This window comes from Bythopirellula superficialaquae (assembly GCF_059632245.1).
Genome location: NZ_CP197426.1, coordinates 5,236,510 through 5,252,981, shown reverse-complemented (window position 1 = coordinate 5,252,981; position 16,472 = coordinate 5,236,510). Strand labels below are relative to the sequence as shown.

14 protein-coding genes are annotated in these 16,472 nt (G+C 55.0%); 6 read left to right on the top strand and 8 right to left on the bottom strand.

Annotated elements, in window-relative coordinates:
- Positions 1-153: 153 nt before the first annotated feature.
- The 4 genes from SH678x_RS21690 to bamJ all read right to left on the bottom strand — a co-directional run bounded on the left by SH678x_RS21690 (position 154) and on the right by bamJ (position 5,054).
- On the bottom strand, positions 154-1,092 hold the full coding sequence (locus SH678x_RS21690) for a DUF481 domain-containing protein (RefSeq protein ID WP_496920555.1): 939 nt from the start codon (positions 1,090-1,092) through the stop codon (positions 154-156).
- A gap of 348 nt (positions 1,093-1,440) precedes the next feature.
- Positions 1,441-2,901: a hypothetical protein gene (locus tag SH678x_RS21685; protein ID WP_496920554.1), complete on the bottom strand. Its 1,461-nt coding sequence runs from the start codon at positions 2,899-2,901 to the stop codon at positions 1,441-1,443.
- 337 nt (positions 2,902-3,238) lie between these two features.
- Positions 3,239-4,186 carry a DUF3738 domain-containing protein gene (locus SH678x_RS21680; RefSeq protein WP_496920553.1) on the bottom strand — a complete coding sequence of 316 codons (948 nt, stop codon included), beginning with the start codon at positions 4,184-4,186 and terminating at the stop codon, positions 3,239-3,241.
- Positions 4,187-4,343: 157 nt separating this feature from the next.
- Positions 4,344-5,054 (bottom strand): BamJ family beta-barrel-assembly machinery protein, encoded by a 711-nt coding sequence (gene bamJ, locus SH678x_RS21675; protein ID WP_496920552.1) that lies wholly within the window; start codon positions 5,052-5,054, stop codon positions 4,344-4,346.
- A gap of 300 nt (positions 5,055-5,354) precedes the next feature.
- Here bamJ and SH678x_RS21670 point away from each other — a divergent pair, with 300 nt between their 5' ends.
- Together SH678x_RS21670 and SH678x_RS21665 are read left to right on the top strand one after the other, a co-directional pair.
- Positions 5,355-6,452: a DUF1559 family PulG-like putative transporter gene (locus SH678x_RS21670; RefSeq protein ID WP_496920551.1), complete on the top strand. Its 1,098-nt coding sequence runs from the start codon at positions 5,355-5,357 to the stop codon at positions 6,450-6,452.
- 2 nt (positions 6,453-6,454) lie between these two features.
- Positions 6,455-6,835 (top strand): hypothetical protein, encoded by a 381-nt coding sequence (locus SH678x_RS21665; RefSeq protein WP_496920550.1) that lies wholly within the window; start codon positions 6,455-6,457, stop codon positions 6,833-6,835.
- A 13-nt stretch (positions 6,836-6,848) separates the two neighbouring features.
- Here SH678x_RS21665 and SH678x_RS21660 read toward each other — a convergent pair whose 3' ends face one another.
- Complete coding sequence (locus SH678x_RS21660) at positions 6,849-8,513, bottom strand: dockerin type I domain-containing protein (RefSeq protein WP_496920549.1); 1,665 nt, start codon at positions 8,511-8,513, stop codon at positions 6,849-6,851.
- Positions 8,514-8,989: 476 nt separating this feature from the next.
- Between SH678x_RS21660 and cysD the strand changes: the two genes are divergently transcribed.
- From cysD to SH678x_RS21645, 3 genes are all read left to right on the top strand, one after another.
- Complete coding sequence (gene cysD, locus SH678x_RS21655; protein ID WP_496920548.1) at positions 8,990-9,901, top strand: sulfate adenylyltransferase subunit CysD; 912 nt, start codon at positions 8,990-8,992, stop codon at positions 9,899-9,901.
- Positions 9,902-9,988: 87 nt separating this feature from the next.
- Positions 9,989-11,920, top strand: a complete 1,932-nt coding sequence (gene cysN, locus SH678x_RS21650) for a sulfate adenylyltransferase subunit CysN (RefSeq protein ID WP_496920547.1) — start codon at positions 9,989-9,991, stop codon at positions 11,918-11,920.
- Between the two features lie 90 nt (positions 11,921-12,010).
- A complete protein-coding gene (locus tag SH678x_RS21645; RefSeq protein ID WP_496920546.1) occupies positions 12,011-12,298 on the top strand; it encodes a hypothetical protein in 288 nt (95 codons plus the stop codon).
- Between the two features lie 9 nt (positions 12,299-12,307).
- Here SH678x_RS21645 and SH678x_RS21640 read toward each other — a convergent pair whose 3' ends face one another.
- From SH678x_RS21640 to SH678x_RS21630, 3 genes are all read right to left on the bottom strand, one after another.
- Positions 12,308-12,646: a hypothetical protein gene (locus SH678x_RS21640; protein ID WP_496920545.1), complete on the bottom strand. Its 339-nt coding sequence runs from the start codon at positions 12,644-12,646 to the stop codon at positions 12,308-12,310.
- Positions 12,647-13,345: 699 nt separating this feature from the next.
- Complete coding sequence (locus SH678x_RS21635) at positions 13,346-14,305, bottom strand: alpha/beta hydrolase (protein WP_496920544.1); 960 nt, start codon at positions 14,303-14,305, stop codon at positions 13,346-13,348.
- A gap of 31 nt (positions 14,306-14,336) precedes the next feature.
- The gene (locus SH678x_RS21630) at positions 14,337-15,002 is read right to left on the bottom strand and encodes an RsmD family RNA methyltransferase (RefSeq protein ID WP_496920543.1); all 666 of its coding nucleotides are present in this window, start codon (positions 15,000-15,002) and stop codon (positions 14,337-14,339) included.
- Positions 15,003-15,117: 115 nt separating this feature from the next.
- Between SH678x_RS21630 and SH678x_RS21625 the strand changes: the two genes are divergently transcribed.
- Complete coding sequence (locus SH678x_RS21625; RefSeq protein WP_496920542.1) at positions 15,118-16,242, top strand: peptidylprolyl isomerase; 1,125 nt, start codon at positions 15,118-15,120, stop codon at positions 16,240-16,242.
- Positions 16,243-16,472: the final 230 nt, after the last annotated feature.

Sequence of the window (16,472 nt, the reverse complement as noted above, 5' to 3'; positions counted from 1 at the left end):
CGCGACGTCCAGTCAGTAGTGCCGGTCACTTCCCGGTGTGGGAAACCCTCCATGCTACCGGAAGGTGCACCCAGGGGCTAGCCGCCAGAACGCCGTTAGCCGGGCTCGTCCCGAGCCCGATCAGTTACCAGGGCGTGACGACCCGGCTATTTGCTATAGCTTCCAATTCAACAGCACCGCGTAGTTCACCAAGTTCGGCGACACGCCGTTGGGGGTGCTGTCGTAGCGGTCGTTGACCGTGAACCGCAGGCTCATATTTTTGGGCTTATCGAGATCGATTTCCCAGCCCGCGTCTGACACGACGCGGTACAGCCCGAAATCCTTCCATTCGGGGAAGTAATCGACCTTGATCGTGAATCGCTGCTTGTCGGAAATCAGATATTCGTAGTCGAGTCCAAACAGCGCTTCCGCCTTCCACTGGTCATCGATGCCGCCAAACTCGCGCGACGTACCAGCACCGAAGCGCCCAATCAAATTGAAGTCGTCGGTGTCGACCCACTTGTAACCCACGCCGGAGTTCACCGCCACGCGCAAGTTGAAGGGTTGGAATTCGTCGTACAGGATTTGATTCAACACGAACAGCGTCCACGCCGACTTCTTCAACTTGCGATCGATCCGCGCATCGAACAGCGCGTTATTTTGAGTGACAAGCTCATTGGACGACGTGAAGTTATAGTTGATGTCGGAGTCAAAAGTCCAAAATTCCGCATCTCGTTTTAAGTATCCGCCCGAGGCAATACTTTTCGAACGGTTTTCACCCTGGCTACCGTTGAGGCCAAAATTGATGCCCGCGTCCCACGGCGCCGGACCAAACCAATACGACAACTGGTACCACTCGTAGACGACGGGGGGCTCGGCCAGTTCCATCTCTTCGGTGGTAATCGCTTCGAGGTGATCGCTCAAGGCTTCGTCCACCACTGAAGGCGCCGTTTCGGTGACAGCCACTGGGGGGAAGTCGAACAGGGGCGGCAGATCCTCCGCTACACCGGGGGGAGGCAAAACACTGGGGCCCAACAGATCCTGGCCATACGCTCGCCCCGTCACTCCGCTGAGCAGCGAGAGGACCAGACAAATCAAGATGCTACGAGCCAAACACATGGTTGAAACAATCAGAAAAGCGCCTACGTTCTGCCGAGAGGAGCAAGGATATACCCAACCCCGGCGGGGCGTCACAAGAGAGATCACCACACGCTGCTAGCAGCTAGCTGGGAGGAGTGAAGGGGGCAAGTGGTGATGGCACTGTCATTCCGAGAGGAGTTCTACGACTAGAGGAATCTGGCGTCGAGTTTTTCACGCCTTCCATGCGAGTTCGTTGGGCATGCCAGATCCCTCGGCTCGTCGAACTCAACTTGGGATGACAATTCTCGTTCACCCAACAAAAAACGGGGGCTGAGCAATTTGCTCAGCCCCCGGTGTTAGGCATCAAACAGTAGTGCAATCTCAGTTGCAACCGCAAGCAGGAGCCGCTTCGCAGCCACAGCCTTGGGTCACTTCGATTTCCTTCTCGACCATCTTGCAAACCTTCACCTCGACCTCTTTTTCGACTTCAACCGGCACGCAAACGGTGTAGGTTTCAGTCTTCTCTTCGGGGACGCAGGTGTAAGTGGTCACGTTGTAGGTGCGGGTCTTTTCGACGGGCACGCACTCGGTGTATGCCACTTCCTTCGTGGCGGTTTCCTTGACGTAGCTCGTGACCTGGTATTCGCAGGTGCGAGTTTCGGTCTTGCACTTAGGTACGCAGACGGTGCGAGTCCGCTCTTCGGGAACCATCTTGCAAACCTTGACCGTGCGTTCACGGGTTTCGGTCTTGCACTTTGGCACGCAGACGGTGCGAGTCCGCTCTTCGGGAACCATCTTGCAAACCTTGACCGTGCGTTCACGGGTTTCGGTCTTGCACTTTTGAACGCACACGGAACGGGTGCGGGTTTCGTCCTTGGTCAAGCACACGCTATAAGTGTATGGAACTTCTTCCGTCACGCACTTGTAGGTCGTGCAAGGCACTTCCTTGGTTTCGCAGGTCGGCACCCAAACGCGCTTGCACACGGTCTTGGTGCAAGGATCGGCGGCACCGTCGCAGCCACATCCACCACCGCAGCTACCGCAACCACCACAAGCGGGAACTTCCATCGTTTGGGTTTCCCAGTGGCCACCGCGAACGGTGACTTGCTTCATTGTGGTTTCGGGAACACGCTTCATCACTTTGCGAGTTCCTTCGCGCTGTTCGGTGTAAGGCACCTTAACCGTGTAAGTCTGTTCGACGTTTTCGGTGTAAGGAACTTGCACTTCATAGCTGACGGTCTTGTCCTCGTAGGTGGGGACCATCACGGTGTACTTTTGCTCGACGTTCTCGGTGTAAGGAACTTGAACTTCGTAGCTGACGGTCTTGTCCTCGTAGGTGGGGACCATCACGGTGTACTTTTGTTCGACGTTCTCGGTGTAGGGAACTTGAACGGTGTACTCACGAGTCTTCGTTTCCGTGACCGGCTTGCAGACGGTGTATTCAACCGTCTTGGTGCGTTTCTCGGGGACCATGACCGTATAGGTTTCGGTCTTTTCCTCGGTTTGAGGAACGCGCTTGTTCACCGTGTAAGTACGAGTACGCTCTTCTTGCTTGTACTCCGTGGTCTTGACCTTGCGGGTCTCGGTCACGTATTCGGGAACCATGACCGTCTTCTTGACGACCGTTGCTTCGCACGGTGCGGCGGCTTCCCCTTCGCAGCCACAGCCGGTCGCAGCACCTTCACAACCGCATGGTGCGGCTTCTTCACAACCACAAGCTGGCGTGGATTCACAACACCCGCCACCATGATGCCTTTTGAACAAACCTGCCCAAGCGTCGGCTTGGACTCCCGCGACCAGCAAGGCAATAGCTGGTAACAGGCACAACATCTTACGAGACATTAGTTGCCCTCCATCTCCTGAAAAAAAAACTAACCACAGTCGGCAGGGCATTAGATAACCAATTTACCCAATCTACCTAGCCGTGACTTTTACGATTGCGAAGCCCTGAATTTTTAGGAAATCTGGGCATGTCAGAGATTCTAGCTGGAGATTGACGCCCCGCAACAAGGGTAGCTCCATTTTGTGCCGAAAAGCGGGACTTAAATACTTGCTGGCGCTACGCATTAGCCCGTTTTCAGATGCTCCGAATGGGAACAATAATCAGAAGTGATACATTCCCCGCCAGATTGGGGGAATTCTTGCCACCGAGCGCTGCGTTTCCGCAACATGGGTTGCATCAATTCTCGGCGGGCTGGATCGAGAGAACCTGCATCTCTCGAGGTTCGATCACAATTTCATAGCCGAGTTGTTCGCGGAGAGCGTCGATCACTCGAGATTCGTCGTCTGCGGGGAGCCGTGCCGAGTTCTTGACCGGTGTGCCCGAGTGAATCCACACGAAGTATTTCTTCGCGGGCGAAACCTCGGCTTCGTCAATCACGGGAAGCATGAGTGTTTCGCCGAGGGATTGCTTGAACATTTCGTAGGTCCCCGACTCGCCGGCCCGGTGATCGCGTCGCGCGGGAATGCCGAATGATCCATCGTAATCAGGCGAGTCACCTTTGCCCTCCGAGGAAATCGGGTTCGGCCTGTATTTTCCTTTCAGCACCAAGGCGGGTCGCTGCTCGGTTTTCCAGTGGACTTTCACATTTAGGCCGCACTGCTCATTTAGAATCTTTTCCAGCGCTCTCGCACCGGCTTCACTTGCGATTTGACGCTTATCAGGCTCCGAAACGGTCACCCAATCTCCCGGCATGTAAGTCATCAGCAAATTGGGCGAACAATCGAGCTCGTAGCGTTTCACGTGCAAAACGTGGTCGAGCACTTCGGACAATGTCACGACTCCACCGCTGGCCGTGCCCGAAACGATTGTTCCCTCGGGCAAGGCATGTAGTACAAGAGAGAAGGGATCAAAACCTTCTTTTGGCTGAGCATCCGCAGGCAGTCCCGGCGGCATCATCAGTTTGCGGACCTCATGCCGTTCTTGATTCTGAGGGTCCTTAATGAACTTGAATGGTTCTCCCTCGGCTAGTTTGTAGCCATGATCGTCCGCAAGAGTTTTGATAAGTGCGAGTTGCTTCTCAATTTTTGGGTTGGCAACGGGAGTATCGGCAGGTGCCTGCGCTCGCGACGAAGCCGCAAGAAGCGCGACACAACAAACAGTCCAGCAGAAAGCAGCGATCCGCATGTTGGTTTCTCCCAATAAAAAAAGCCCGGCAAAGCAAAGTCGCTCGCCGGGCTTAATATCACACATATAGCCGTGTCGTCCCGACACGGAAAAAAGTCGTATCGATGCCGCGCAGTGATCGCTAATCGGCATCGGGACGATGCCGGCTAACTCATGATCACTTGGGGATATCCAACAATTCGATCTCAAAGATCAACGTCGCGTGCGGTGGGATCACTCCCCCTGCACCGGATTCGCCGTAGGCCAATTCGCTGGGGATGAAGAGCTGCCACTTGTCGCCGACCTTCATCTTTTGCAGGGCTTCGGTCCAACCGGCGATCACGCCCTCGACAGGGAATTCGGCTGGTTCGTTACGCTTTAACGAGCTGTCGAACACCGTGCCGTCGATCAGTTTGCCTTCGTAATGCGTGCGAACAGTGTCCTTGGCGGTAGGGGTCGCACCGGTGCCTGCTTTGAGGACTTTGTACTGCAAACCGCTGGGGAGCGTGACGACTCCCTCGGCCTTTTTGTTCTCTTCCAAAAACTTTTTGTTCTTCGTGACGATCGATCCCGCGCGGGCTTCGCTCAGCTTTTGGAGGGCTTTCATGCAGGTGGCTTCGTCGTACTTGGGCTGGGCGTCGTTCATCGCGTCCTTGATCCCCGCGATCAAGCTGTCGATGTCGAGTTGCACATCATCCCCTTTGAAATTGCTGCCAATTTCCAAGCCGATGGCGTAGCTGTAAACCGGGGCCGTCTCAGGCTCCTCGGCGGCGGGGGCTGCCGGTGCCGCGGCGGCGGGCAAACCTTCTTGCCCTTGTTGGGCAAACGACGAACTCGCGGTGACCGACAACGCGGCCACGCACGCAACAACGGGTAATGAGCGAAACATATCGACTCCTGGAGGGGTTAATAGTCAGTGGCAGTTCTTACAGAAATCTGTCCGAAAAGTTAAGCAAAATAGTATACCGATTGGCCTGGGACCTGACTCCCCTCAAAACCTGCCCAACCCGCCAAATTTGCGGTCGTGGCCGATTTTCCAAGGGATTCGTCATGCGGCAAACCCCGGCCGTGCGAGCAAATAGCCCGAGTCGCACTCGCATCGTATAATCAGGTATCTCGGGGTTGGGCCAAACCTGGGTCAGTGGGGACTTGTCTCTTACGCTTTCTGCGCACCCTTAGTTTGAGCACTATGGTCGATTTCCGTTTAATTCGTTCACGCTCCCAGCACGCTCGTGCTGATCGCAACGGTTTTTCGTTGGTGGAGCTGCTGGTGGTGATTGCCATCATGGGGGTGCTGATTTCGCTGCTGCTCCCCGCGATCCAAGCCGCCCGCGAAGCCGCCCGTCGCACGCAGTGCATGAACAACCTCAAGCAGATTTCCTTGGCCACGAGCAACTTTGAAAGTGCCAACAAAAAGCTGCCCCGCTCGGCCGTGACCGACTTTCAAGAGTATTTCCAAAGCAATCAGTCTTACAACGCTTTTAGCCCTTGGATGGGCCGCCAGTTTAGTTGGGTCGTGTTGCTCTTGCCCTTCATGGAACAGCAAGCGTTATACGATCAGTTTGATATGGAGAAGAACGTCTTCGATCAAGACAACAACCCTCAGGCGAAATTCATTTCGAGCTTGCTCTGCCCGAGCGACGAAGCGATGGGACGTTATTTCGTCGACACCGAATACAGCAAGGGCAAGCAACTCGCCAAAGCTAATTACGCCGCCTATGTGAGCCCGTTCCACATCGATTTGCAGCTGCTTTGGCCGGGTGCGATCATTGCCACGGGCCAGACCTTGAGCAAAATCACCGACGGCACGACCAACACGATCGCCTTCAGCGAAGTCCGCACGCTCGATCACGAACTCGATGAACGCGGAGCGTGGGCAGTTCCCTGGGCCGGTTCCAGTATTTTGTCGTTCGACATGCATCACCGCTGTGCTGATGGCAAGTCGCACTTCTATTGCATGTATGAAGGAACGTTTCGACCCGATAGTCGGAGCTTCGGTCAAACACAAATGCCTAACACACAAGGTCCGATTCAAGACACGCTCTTTTATTGCAAAGACGAGCAAATGTTAACGTCGCAGCTCGATCGCATGCCCTGCATCGGTTGGATCAAGCGGATCGGCGCATCGGGCTTTTATTCCGCCTCCCCCCGCAGCATGCATCCCGGTGGAGTGAACGTGGTGTACGTCGACGGCCATACCGAGTTTGTTTCTAACGACGTCGACGAAACAACGTTCGCGTATCGCGTAAGCATCAACGATGGACAATCGCAATCCTCGACACCGTAAGCATGCCCGACGACGAACGCAGATTTGATACGAGCCATCTCGCCGCGGTCTTGCTGGTCTTGGGAGCGATCCTGATCGCCGTTTCTTTCTTGCCACTTTCGTCGCTCTCGAAGCGGACTTGGACCATGGAAGATTCTCGCCATTACGGCGACATCACGCGGGAGCTGCATTCGTCGGGCTATCAATCCGCCGCCGAAGCCGGCCGCACAGAAGAGGAGATGGAGCGCTATCGCGAGAACTTGCAGCAAGAGTTCACCAAACTCAAAACGCAGCTCGAACAAGCCCAGAATGAACCCCAGCGCTGGAGTCAAATTCTATTGTGGACCGGCGCCACGCTTGCTGCTGTGGGGGGATTGCTGCACGTCGCGAAGGGGGGCGACTGAACGGCTGCTTGTTTCACACACAACGCCGGCGGGCCAGGAAAAACATCACGATGCCGCTGCCGATGAGAACCGCGCTTCCTGGTTCGGGGACGACATAGAAGCTGGCCGGCGGATCGACCACGATTGGCCCGAATTGGCTGTGGAAAATCATCAAATCGTCCGCATTCACGGCTCCGTCGCCGTTGGCATCTCCCTGGTCGAGAGTGGCATTGATCAGTGTGCCGAAGCCGCGCTGCCAAGCGAGAAAATCACGTCCATCGACGTCGCCATCTTGATCGAAGTCGGCCGAAGGAGTGTCATATAAGGTCGACATCCGCCAAGCGAGGCCGAAATCGCGAATCGTGTCGGAGTCAATGCTGAGCGTGTAATCCCCCGCCGCGAGGTTCGTGAGATAAATGTGCTCGACGTTGTCGACCGTGCTGAGGCTTTGATCTACGATTTGTCCCAACGAATCGGTCAGTGTGAGATCCATGTTAGCCAGCGTCTGGCTGCCGAACCCGCTCGAAACGTTCACATTCCAGGTAAGCAAAATCGAAAGTTCCGGGGCGGTGCTCCCCTCGGCAATTGAGAATTTGTATTTCAGCGCATTCTCAGAACCGGGCAAAATCGACTGGTAGTCCCAGCCATGAGAGCCAACCGGAGTCTCGGGGGTCGTGGTTCCAACGTAACGCCCGCCGACGGTCATCAAATAGCTATTGTAGACGTTCACTTCCCCCGCGCCGAATGTGTCGTCGAGCGGTTGAGTAGTGGTGCGAGTCCAAGTGGGAAATTCGTTTTTTGTCGCACCGGCCATGAGCATGGCTTTCATGACCTCGCTCTTGTTGGCATCGGAACCGGTAACAACGCTGTGGAGCAACGTGGCGACCCCACTGGTCGTCGACGTGGCGGCGCTCGAAGTCTCGCGCGGGGCCACCAAATCAGGCTTGCTACGTCCTGGGCCATAAGCCGTCACATTAGTCAGGCCCGTGCTGTGCAAGCCGTCGGTGCGGCCCACGGCGATCGAGTTGTAACTTTGCGTCATTAGCCTCGGCAAAGGTGTGGTTGTATTGTCGAGTCCGACCATTGCAGTGAGGTTGTCGCGGTTGATCATGAAATCAAAACGACGTAACGCAGAAACATCCTGGTCGAGTTCTGTTGCGTTTGGAGCATTATCATTGACGGCAAAGCTGCCTATCCAACTATGATTCTGCACAAGAAAGGTAAGAAACTGGGGGGTGCCACCCGTGGGAGCACGCAGCTGATCGTTTAAGAATAGGCCTGCTTCGTATACTGTGACCGTGTTGGCACCGGGAGCTACACTCGAAGTGTTGCCAAACATGTTGCGAGCTTGGCTGGTAGCGTGGTTCGAGACATTCTTGTTGGGTTTGTTGCTGCCATCGATGAAGGTGACGGCTACTCCGTAGGGATCGCTGCCCGACATGAAGTCACCCGTCGGGTGATCTGGGTTGGGCCAGTAATTGACGTTGTTGCTACCACCGGCCTCGACCAAGGAGATCGGTACTCCGCTTCCATTGGGAACGGCGATACCAATGCTGTTGAGGGTGTTCACCAACTTGGTGTACCCGATGTCGTCTTTCCAATCCGCTCGGACGAAATTCGCGCCAGAAACGGCCACCAGCAGCATGCTGATTCGCAAGGCGAGCTTCACGAAGCGGAAGTCTAGTGATGAGCTGGGCATAGGCGAACTTAACTGATCGGCTACGCTTGCGCGGCCAACCTTGGGGCTAAAATGTTTTCTTTCAAACCAAGTGCGAATTGAACCAACGCCTGCTCGGTTGATCCAAGATTCTGTTCCGCGGAAGAGATAGCATGTCGGACTCTGCTCCTCAGAGGCTCATTTAGGAAATGGCCAGCCCCTAGCAACTCAGCCCCCTAGCCTACAGATTCCCGACCCTTGCTGTTTCCATTATTTCCCTGTTTTTGGGAGGTTACAAGAGTTTGGACGGGCCAGAGAGCCAAATGTTCCGGCTTTTGCCCGCAAATTGCGGATAAGCGAAGCCAGCCGACCCTGGGGAGTGGGTTCCGAGTTGTTTTCCCTTTCTCTTAAACCTAGACTAGCGATTCTACCGATTACGCAAATTTGCACGGGACATTGCCTGGACCGGTTCGTGGCAACTCCCAACGTCGCTTCTGTTTAGGACATTTGAAACTTCCATGTCGTCGTACAATTTGACCCACTTGAAGCAGCTCGAAGCCGAGAGCATCCATATTATCCGCGAGGTAGTCGCCGAATTCAGCAATCCTGTCATGCTCTTTTCGATTGGCAAGGATTCGTGCGTAATGCTCCACTTGGCTCGAAAAGCGTTTTATCCCGCCAAGCCGCCATTTCCTCTCCTCTTGGTGGACACTACGTGGAATTTCAAGTCGATGTACGAATTTCGGGATCGTCATATAATCGGCGAGCTTGGCATGGAGTGCCTCACGCACGTCAACAAGGAGGGTCTCGAGAGCGGCATGACTCCCTTCACGCATGGTAGCAAGACGTTTACCGAGGTCATGAATCTGGGCGCCTTGCGGCAAGCCCTTGATATCTATCGCTTTGATGCCGCCTTCGGTGGCGGACGACGCGACGAAGAAAAGAGCCGTGCTAAGGAACGTGTGTACTCTTTCCGAAATGCTGATCACGTCTGGGAACCGAAAAATCAGCGCCCCGAACTTTGGAATCTCTACAATGGCATGGTGAACAAGGGCGAACAAATCCGGGCCTTTCCCCTTTCCAATTGGACCGAACTCGATATTTGGCAGTACATCCATTTGGAGGGTATCCAAATCGTGCCGATCTATTTCGCGGAAGAACGCGACGTTATCCAGTTTGAAGGTAACTGGATTGCTGTTGATGATGAGCGCACTCCGCCAGAATTAGCCAAGCAAGCCGTCAAAAAGTGGGTCCGCTTCCGCACCCTAGGCGACTACCCGCTCTCGGGGGCGACCTTTTCTCAGGCATGCACGCTGCCCGACATCATCCAGGAGATGCTGCTCGCCACGCGCAGTGAACGCGAAGGACGCACGATTGATAAAGACCCAGGTGCGTCGATGGAAGACAAGAAACGCAGAGGATACTACTAACGGGGCACAATCAATCCACCCGTTTTTCCACGACACAACACCTCAAAACTACGTAGGATCTTTTTCTACAAAAGTATCAAGATATATATGTCTCACCAATCAGAACTCATTGCCACCGACATTCACGCCTACCTCAAGCAGCATGAGCAAAAGGAGATGCTACGCTTACTGACTTGCGGGTCAGTGGACGACGGCAAAAGCACGCTGATTGGTCGTTTGCTCTTCGATTCAAAGATGGTCTACGAAGATCAATTGGCTGCGCTTGAAGTGGATTCCAAACGATTTGGCACCACAGGAGGGAGTTTTGATCCAGCCTTGCTCACAGACGGACTCAAGGCCGAACGCGAACAAGGCATCACGATCGACGTTGCTTACCGCTATTTCTCCACGTCAAAGCGCAAGTTCATCATCGCCGATTGCCCCGGCCACGAGCAATATACCCGCAACATGGCGACCGGCGCAAGCACTTGCGATCTCGCCATCATCCTCATCGACGCCCGTCACGGCGTGATGACCCAAACCAAGCGCCACTCATTCATCGTGTCGCTCTTGGGTATCAAGCACGTCCTGGTCGCCATCAACAAAATGGACCTTGTTGATTACTCCGAAGAGGTCTTTGAGCAAATTAAACAAAGCTACAAGGAGTTTGCGTCGCGCCTTGACATGGTCGATCAGCATTTTATTCCTATCGCGGCCCTGCATGGCGAGAACCTCGTCGATAAAAGCACCAACATGCCGTGGTATGAAGGCTCGACCCTCATGCACCATCTGGAAAACGTGCATATCGCCTCTGATCGCAACATGATCGACTTTCGTTTTCCCGTCCAGTTAGTCAATCGCCCGCATCTTAATTTTCGCGGTTTCTGTGGCACGATTGCTTCCGGGCGCATTCGCAAGGGCGAACCCGTCATGGCGCTCCCGTCACGCAAAACCGCTCATGTTAAGTCGATTGTCACTTTCGACGGGGAACTCGACGAAGCGTTCGCACCACAGGCGGTCACACTCACTCTCGATCGCGAAATCGACGTCAGCCGTGGGGATATGCTTGTACGACCCGACAATATTCCAACAATTGCCGATGCTTTTGACGCCACGATCGTTTGGATGACCGATGAGCCTCTTGCTGCGGGTAAGCAGTATTGGTTCAAGCAAACAACTCGTGTGGCCGCCGGATCGATCAGCCGCATCCGTTATCGGATCGACGTCAACACGCTCCATCGCCAAGATGCCGACGAACTCGCCCTGAACGAAATCGGCCGATGCCAGGTGAGACTCTCGCAACCGCTGGCTTTTGACCCCTATCGGCAAAATCACGGTACGGGTGCCTTTATCATTATCGATCGCATCACCAACGTGACCGTGGGCGCGGGCATGATCCTCGGGCAGAAAACGGCCGAGCAAACAGATCACTGGTCCGACGAAGTTGATGAACGCTTGCAAGTCGAACGTTCGAACGTCACGCTCGCCGAACGCGCTGGCCGGTTCAGTCAAACTCCCGTCACGGTCTTATTCACGGGGCTCGCCGGGGCGGGCAAGTCCACAACGGCCTTTGCTTTGGAACGAAGACTATTTGATATGGGGCACGCCGTGACGGTGCTCGACGGTCAAAACATGCGGCGTGGCATCAGCCGCGATCTGGGTTTTACAGTTGATGACCGCAGCGAAAATCTGCGGCGCACCGCTGAGGTGGCCAAGCTGATGAACGATGCTGGGTTGATATGTCTGGCGGCATTTTTGTCTCCCCAGGAAGAAGTTCGCCAAAAGGCGGCCGAGGTCGTGGGTCGTCCCAAGTTTTTCGTCGTGCATCTCGATGCGCCGATCGAAGTTTGTCGCAAGCGCGATCAAGAAGGACTCTATGCCGCGGCGGATTCCGGTGAGATCGCCAACTTCCCCGGCGTAAGCGCTTCTTACGAAGCACCGACGACGCCCGACTTGTTGCTCAACACGGCCGAACTCGACGTCGACGAATGCGTCGACCGTGTGATCGAACTGCTCAAGACGAAGCAAGTGGTTTCGTAGGTGCTAGTGGCTAGTATCTGGTCGCTAGAGAAGTGATGGGAAATTATTCCCATAGCTATCGCCTAAATCCTAACGCCTAGCAACGACACCATGCACAAAATCGGCCTCTCCTTCCGTTCGACGCTTTCGCCCGAAGAGGTCCGCACGAAATATATCAACCCGTTGCGTTCGGTCTTACGCCACGAAAAGGCCGGCATCTATTCCAATCATCTTCGGCAGGTCGATCCGCAAACGGTCGACACGTTCGAGCACCTCTTGGTGTTTGAAGCCAGCGACTTTGAAAAAGCCCTGCGGATCTTGCGGCTCGAACTCAACACGATCGGCCCGCCGGAGAACGCGCAGTTTCACAATCTCAATCCGTCGCAACCGGGCTACTGATCCATGTGATCATGCAAACCGAGTCAGCAACACCAGCGACATGATCGCCATCACCAAGCCGGCGATCTCGTAGTAGTTGAGCGATTCCTTGAAGCCGACCACGCCGATGGCGGTGAGGAACAGGATCATGCACACGGAATAGAGCACTCCAATCGTGCCGAGCTTGAGATACTTCATCACATAGACCCAACCAAACGCGGTCGAGGCGTACAGCACGAACCCAATATAAAACCAGCCCGACTTAAGCGGGTTAGCGTGCCCGCTGGCAAGTTTGAGAAAGTAATCCCCCACGACGCCGACGATGCTGAAGCCAAGAGTAATCAGAATGGCAAGCGTGGTGGTGTTCATGAAGGTACAAAGTCGCGACAGCTGGTCGTGCGTTTAATATTTTTTTGTTTGCCGGTCTGCCGTGGCGGATCACGATGGCGAGATTGCGAGGAAAATAATCGCTTACATCGTGGAGCATTCTAGCAGCACTTTCGCGCCATCTGCAAATAAAGTTTTTCTCTCTGCGTCCACCGTGCCTCTGCGCAAAAAAATTCTGGATCTCCACCTGCGCGGGAACGACTCTCCGGAGGGGTGGCCAATAATCGTTGTAGCATCGCGCTCACAAATCACGATAATGGGGTCTTATTGTTAGCCGCGACGTGTCGCGAAGCAACGCGGAGCGATTAAGAACCAGGCGAGCCGTCAGCGTGAGCGCCCGGAGCGATTGGACGGAACCTTAACGAAAGGAAATTTATAAGAACAGTTCCTAAAGACCCTCCCCTAGCTCCTAGCTCCTCCCAGCGTACCGGGAGGGGAATGAATTTACACAACCCATTTCGAAGGACGGAGGCTTTACGCCATCCGTCCTGGCCACGCCGGAGGTCTAGACACATGACAATCACCATGAAAAAAACACAATCATTTTTAAAAGTGCGCAAAAAAGTCTGCCAAGTTGACCAAGTTGGAAACCTGACGTTTTTCCCGAGAAATATGGGGGTCTGTAACAGAAATCAACTTGGCAAGGTTTGCCAAGTTGGAAGTCTTGCTATCTCGTTGGTGCTACTCGCCAGCGGGGGCGACGAGTCCGCGCGAATCGAGCCAACGCAGCAGCAAGTTGGGCCATTCCTTGACCGGGCCTGGTTGCCGCATGCCGAAGCCATGGCCTCCCTCAGCAAACACGTGCAACTCCGCGGGAACTTTGTGGCCGACTAAAGCCCGATAGAATCGCAACGCATTTTCGACGGGCACGGCCGCGTCGTCACTTGCATGGACGATGAAAGTCGGTGGAGTTTGTTTCGTGACTTGCGTGTCGTTCGACATGAGCTTCACGAGCTCGTCGTCGGGTTTCTCGCCTAAGAGATTCACGAGCGAACCCCCATGAGTCACGTCCGCTTCCATCGAAATCACAGGATAAATCAACACCTGAAAGTCGGGGCGACAGCTTTGTTGCTCGATCGTGTCGGCAGCGTCCTTGTTGCCTTCATCAAAGTGAGTGCCAACCGAGGAAGCCAAATGCCCTCCTGCCGAAAAACCCATCACGCCGATGCGATCCGGCGAATAGCCTTTATCCTTAGCGAGGCTACGCACAATTCGCACCGCGCGCTGAACGTCATTCAATGGCACGGGATGCTGATGGGGCCCGCCACCGTGCCGGTATTTCAACACGAAACATGTCACGCCCTGCTTGGCCAGCCACTGGGCGATCTCAGTTCCTTCCTTAGTTTGCGAAAGCCCCCCGTAGCCGCCGCCCGGGCAAATAATCATCGCAGTTTTGCTGTGGTCCTTGGTCGTGGCATCGAACAGCGTGAGCGTCGGTTCGCTCACGCCGGTGATCCACTCGGTGCTTTGCTCGGGTGTGCCCCGTTCCTCGACATGTTCCTTGCCGGTGAATTTTTCGGATCCAGGAGCTGTACCTTTCCACAGAGGAATGATTTCCTGCGCGGAAACTGGTTGATTGATTTCAAGCGCCATCGCGAAACTGAGTCCTAACAACATGAGCTTAAATAGATAATCAAACATGCACGCCTCGCTTCAGAAAAGTAGACCCCTATCATTTGCGCCAAATACCAACCACGGCCGGGTAGTAGGTGCGAATCTGCCAACCGTCGTCACGACGATTTTCAGCGACATGCCCCGGCAACAGTGCGAAATCAAAAGCCTGATCGGCTTCGATCACGATGATACTTTCCGCGGGAGCACGATCCAGCACGGCTACAATGAGCTCAAGCATATCGGCTTGGCGATCGTGATAGAAAGCATAAGGCGGACTGCAGAAGACAAGCCAGGGGATTGGGGATTCCGGAGTTCGCATTCCGAAATCCGCACTCGGCAAGTCCCGTTTGCCCCACAGGAAGGCGCTCGTGGTGAGCAACTGTGCCCGCTCGCTGAGGCCGAGGGTCTTAATATTTTCTTCGATGACTCGCGCCGTGGGGACGTGCTTCTCGATAAACGTGGCACTTACGCTGCCACGGCTCAAGGCTTCGAGCCCCAAAGCTCCCGTGCCCGCGAACAGGTCGATGGCATGCCGCCCCGCCGACTCGGTGCTGATCAGATTAAAGATGGCTTCCCGCACGCGGTGCTTCATCGGCCGGGTGACGGGATCGCCCCCTTGCTGGAAGATTTCGTAGCGGAGCTTGCTGCCGCGGAGCTTGCCGCCGATGATCCGCAACTCGGAAGTTTCGTTGACTTCACCACGTTTGGGTTTTGCTTTTGCCATGCCGCTCTAACTGATTGCTGCTGCCGAAAAGGGGACGAAACGGTATATTTCAGGTCTCCCGCCGTGGTATTCCGGAGAGGGTTTGAATACTCATTGTGACAGGAAGAGGCACACGATGCACCCCTTGGTTTTGCGGATCTCGATGTTCTTGGTATTGGTCGCCCCCGCGGTTTCCGTCGTGGCACAGGATGCCGCCTCGGCCAACAAAGCGTTTGTCGATCTGCAAAACAAGTGGATGACGCTGGAAAAGAAGTATCACGAAAAGCAGCAGGCCAACCCCGACGACAAGCAGCTTGTCGCGATGCGTAAGGAGTCGGATAAGCTGCTCGACGCGCTCACCACGGCAGGGCTGGAGGTCTATCGCATCGATCCCAAAGGCTATCCGGTTGTCAATCAGACGCTGCTGGCCATCGCCAATTTCCATGTGTTGGGCGATCCCAACGGCGACGGCGGCGACCAATACGAAAAAGCCTTGCCGATGGTCCAGCAACTGATCGATGCCGGAGCGGCGACCGATTATCCCGAGTTGTGGCTGTTGGGTGCAGCAAGTGCCTATGCAACTAACGACTACAAGCTCGCCCAGGAATACTTCATTAAGGCGAATTCAGCCGGTGTCAGCGGAAATATGAACCGCTTGGGCCAGTTAGCTCGTGGTTTTCAGGAATCGATGGGAGTCACCAAAAACAATTGGACCCAGGAAGAGCTAATTCGCGGTGCAGAGAAAGTTGCCGACAACCTGCCGCGGGTGAAGCTCACCACCTCGCGGGGTGACGTGGTGATCGAACTGTTCGAGAACGAAGCGCCCCAGGCGGTGGCGAACTTCCTGACGCTGGTGAAGCAGGGCTATTACAAGGATGTGCCGTTTCATCGCGTACTGCCGGGGTTCATGGCCCAAGGGGGCGATCCCACGGGAACCGGCGGCGGTGGCCCCGGTTACTCGATTCGTTGTGAATGCTTTGGCCCGAACTATCGCAAGCATTTCCGGGGGAGCTTGAGTATGGCTCACGCCGGACGCGACACCGGCGGATCACAGTTCTTCCTGACCTATGTCCCGACGACCTATCTCGATGGCCGACATACAGTTTTTGGTCGAGTGGTCGAAGGGATGGATGTGGCTGCCTCGCTCAAGCGCCGCGATCCGGATCGCCCCGGGCGGTCCGAGCCAGACAAGATCCTCTCCGCCGAGGTCCTCCGCGACCGGGGGCATGAATACAAATTCGAGAAACTCCCCGAACGCTAAGATCAATTTCGCTAATAATGCGGGATTTTTAATGGGTTGACGCTCAAATAGCCCTACCTTACTATAATATCTCGATTTTAGATTCTGTCGGCTTCTGGCATTTATGGGCATGATAGTGGATGCCCCCGCGAGCAACTGGACGCTCGAACTTGCCCTGGTGGATAGGTACTGTCCGCAGGTTGGCAAGTGACTCGCCCGCTGATGGTTTCGCAATTCTCAAGCGCTTCCGA

Excerpts from the sequence above, each read along its gene's own strand:
- SH678x_RS21640 (WP_496920545.1), bottom strand. The coding sequence starts at position 12,646 with ATGAACACCACCACGCTTGCCATTCTGATTACTCTTGGCTTCAGCATC.
- SH678x_RS21630 (WP_496920543.1), bottom strand. The coding sequence starts at position 15,002 with ATGGCAAAAGCAAAACCCAAACGTGGTGAAGTCAACGAAACTTCCGAG.
- cysN (WP_496920547.1), top strand. The coding sequence starts at position 9,989 with ATGTCTCACCAATCAGAACTCATTGCCACCGACATTCACGCCTACCTC.
- SH678x_RS21680 (WP_496920553.1), bottom strand. The coding sequence starts at position 4,186 with ATGCGGATCGCTGCTTTCTGCTGGACTGTTTGTTGTGTCGCGCTTCTT.
- SH678x_RS21645 (WP_496920546.1), top strand. The coding sequence starts at position 12,011 with ATGCACAAAATCGGCCTCTCCTTCCGTTCGACGCTTTCGCCCGAAGAG.
- cysD (WP_496920548.1), top strand. The coding sequence starts at position 8,990 with ATGTCGTCGTACAATTTGACCCACTTGAAGCAGCTCGAAGCCGAGAGC.
- SH678x_RS21635 (WP_496920544.1), bottom strand. The coding sequence starts at position 14,305 with ATGTTTGATTATCTATTTAAGCTCATGTTGTTAGGACTCAGTTTCGCG.
- SH678x_RS21685 (WP_496920554.1), bottom strand. The coding sequence starts at position 2,901 with ATGTCTCGTAAGATGTTGTGCCTGTTACCAGCTATTGCCTTGCTGGTC.
- SH678x_RS21670 (WP_496920551.1), top strand. The coding sequence starts at position 5,355 with ATGGTCGATTTCCGTTTAATTCGTTCACGCTCCCAGCACGCTCGTGCT.
- bamJ (WP_496920552.1), bottom strand. The coding sequence starts at position 5,054 with ATGTTTCGCTCATTACCCGTTGTTGCGTGCGTGGCCGCGTTGTCGGTC.
- SH678x_RS21665 (WP_496920550.1), top strand. The coding sequence starts at position 6,455 with ATGCCCGACGACGAACGCAGATTTGATACGAGCCATCTCGCCGCGGTC.
- SH678x_RS21625 (WP_496920542.1), top strand. The coding sequence starts at position 15,118 with ATGCACCCCTTGGTTTTGCGGATCTCGATGTTCTTGGTATTGGTCGCC.
- SH678x_RS21660 (WP_496920549.1), bottom strand. The coding sequence starts at position 8,513 with ATGCCCAGCTCATCACTAGACTTCCGCTTCGTGAAGCTCGCCTTGCGA.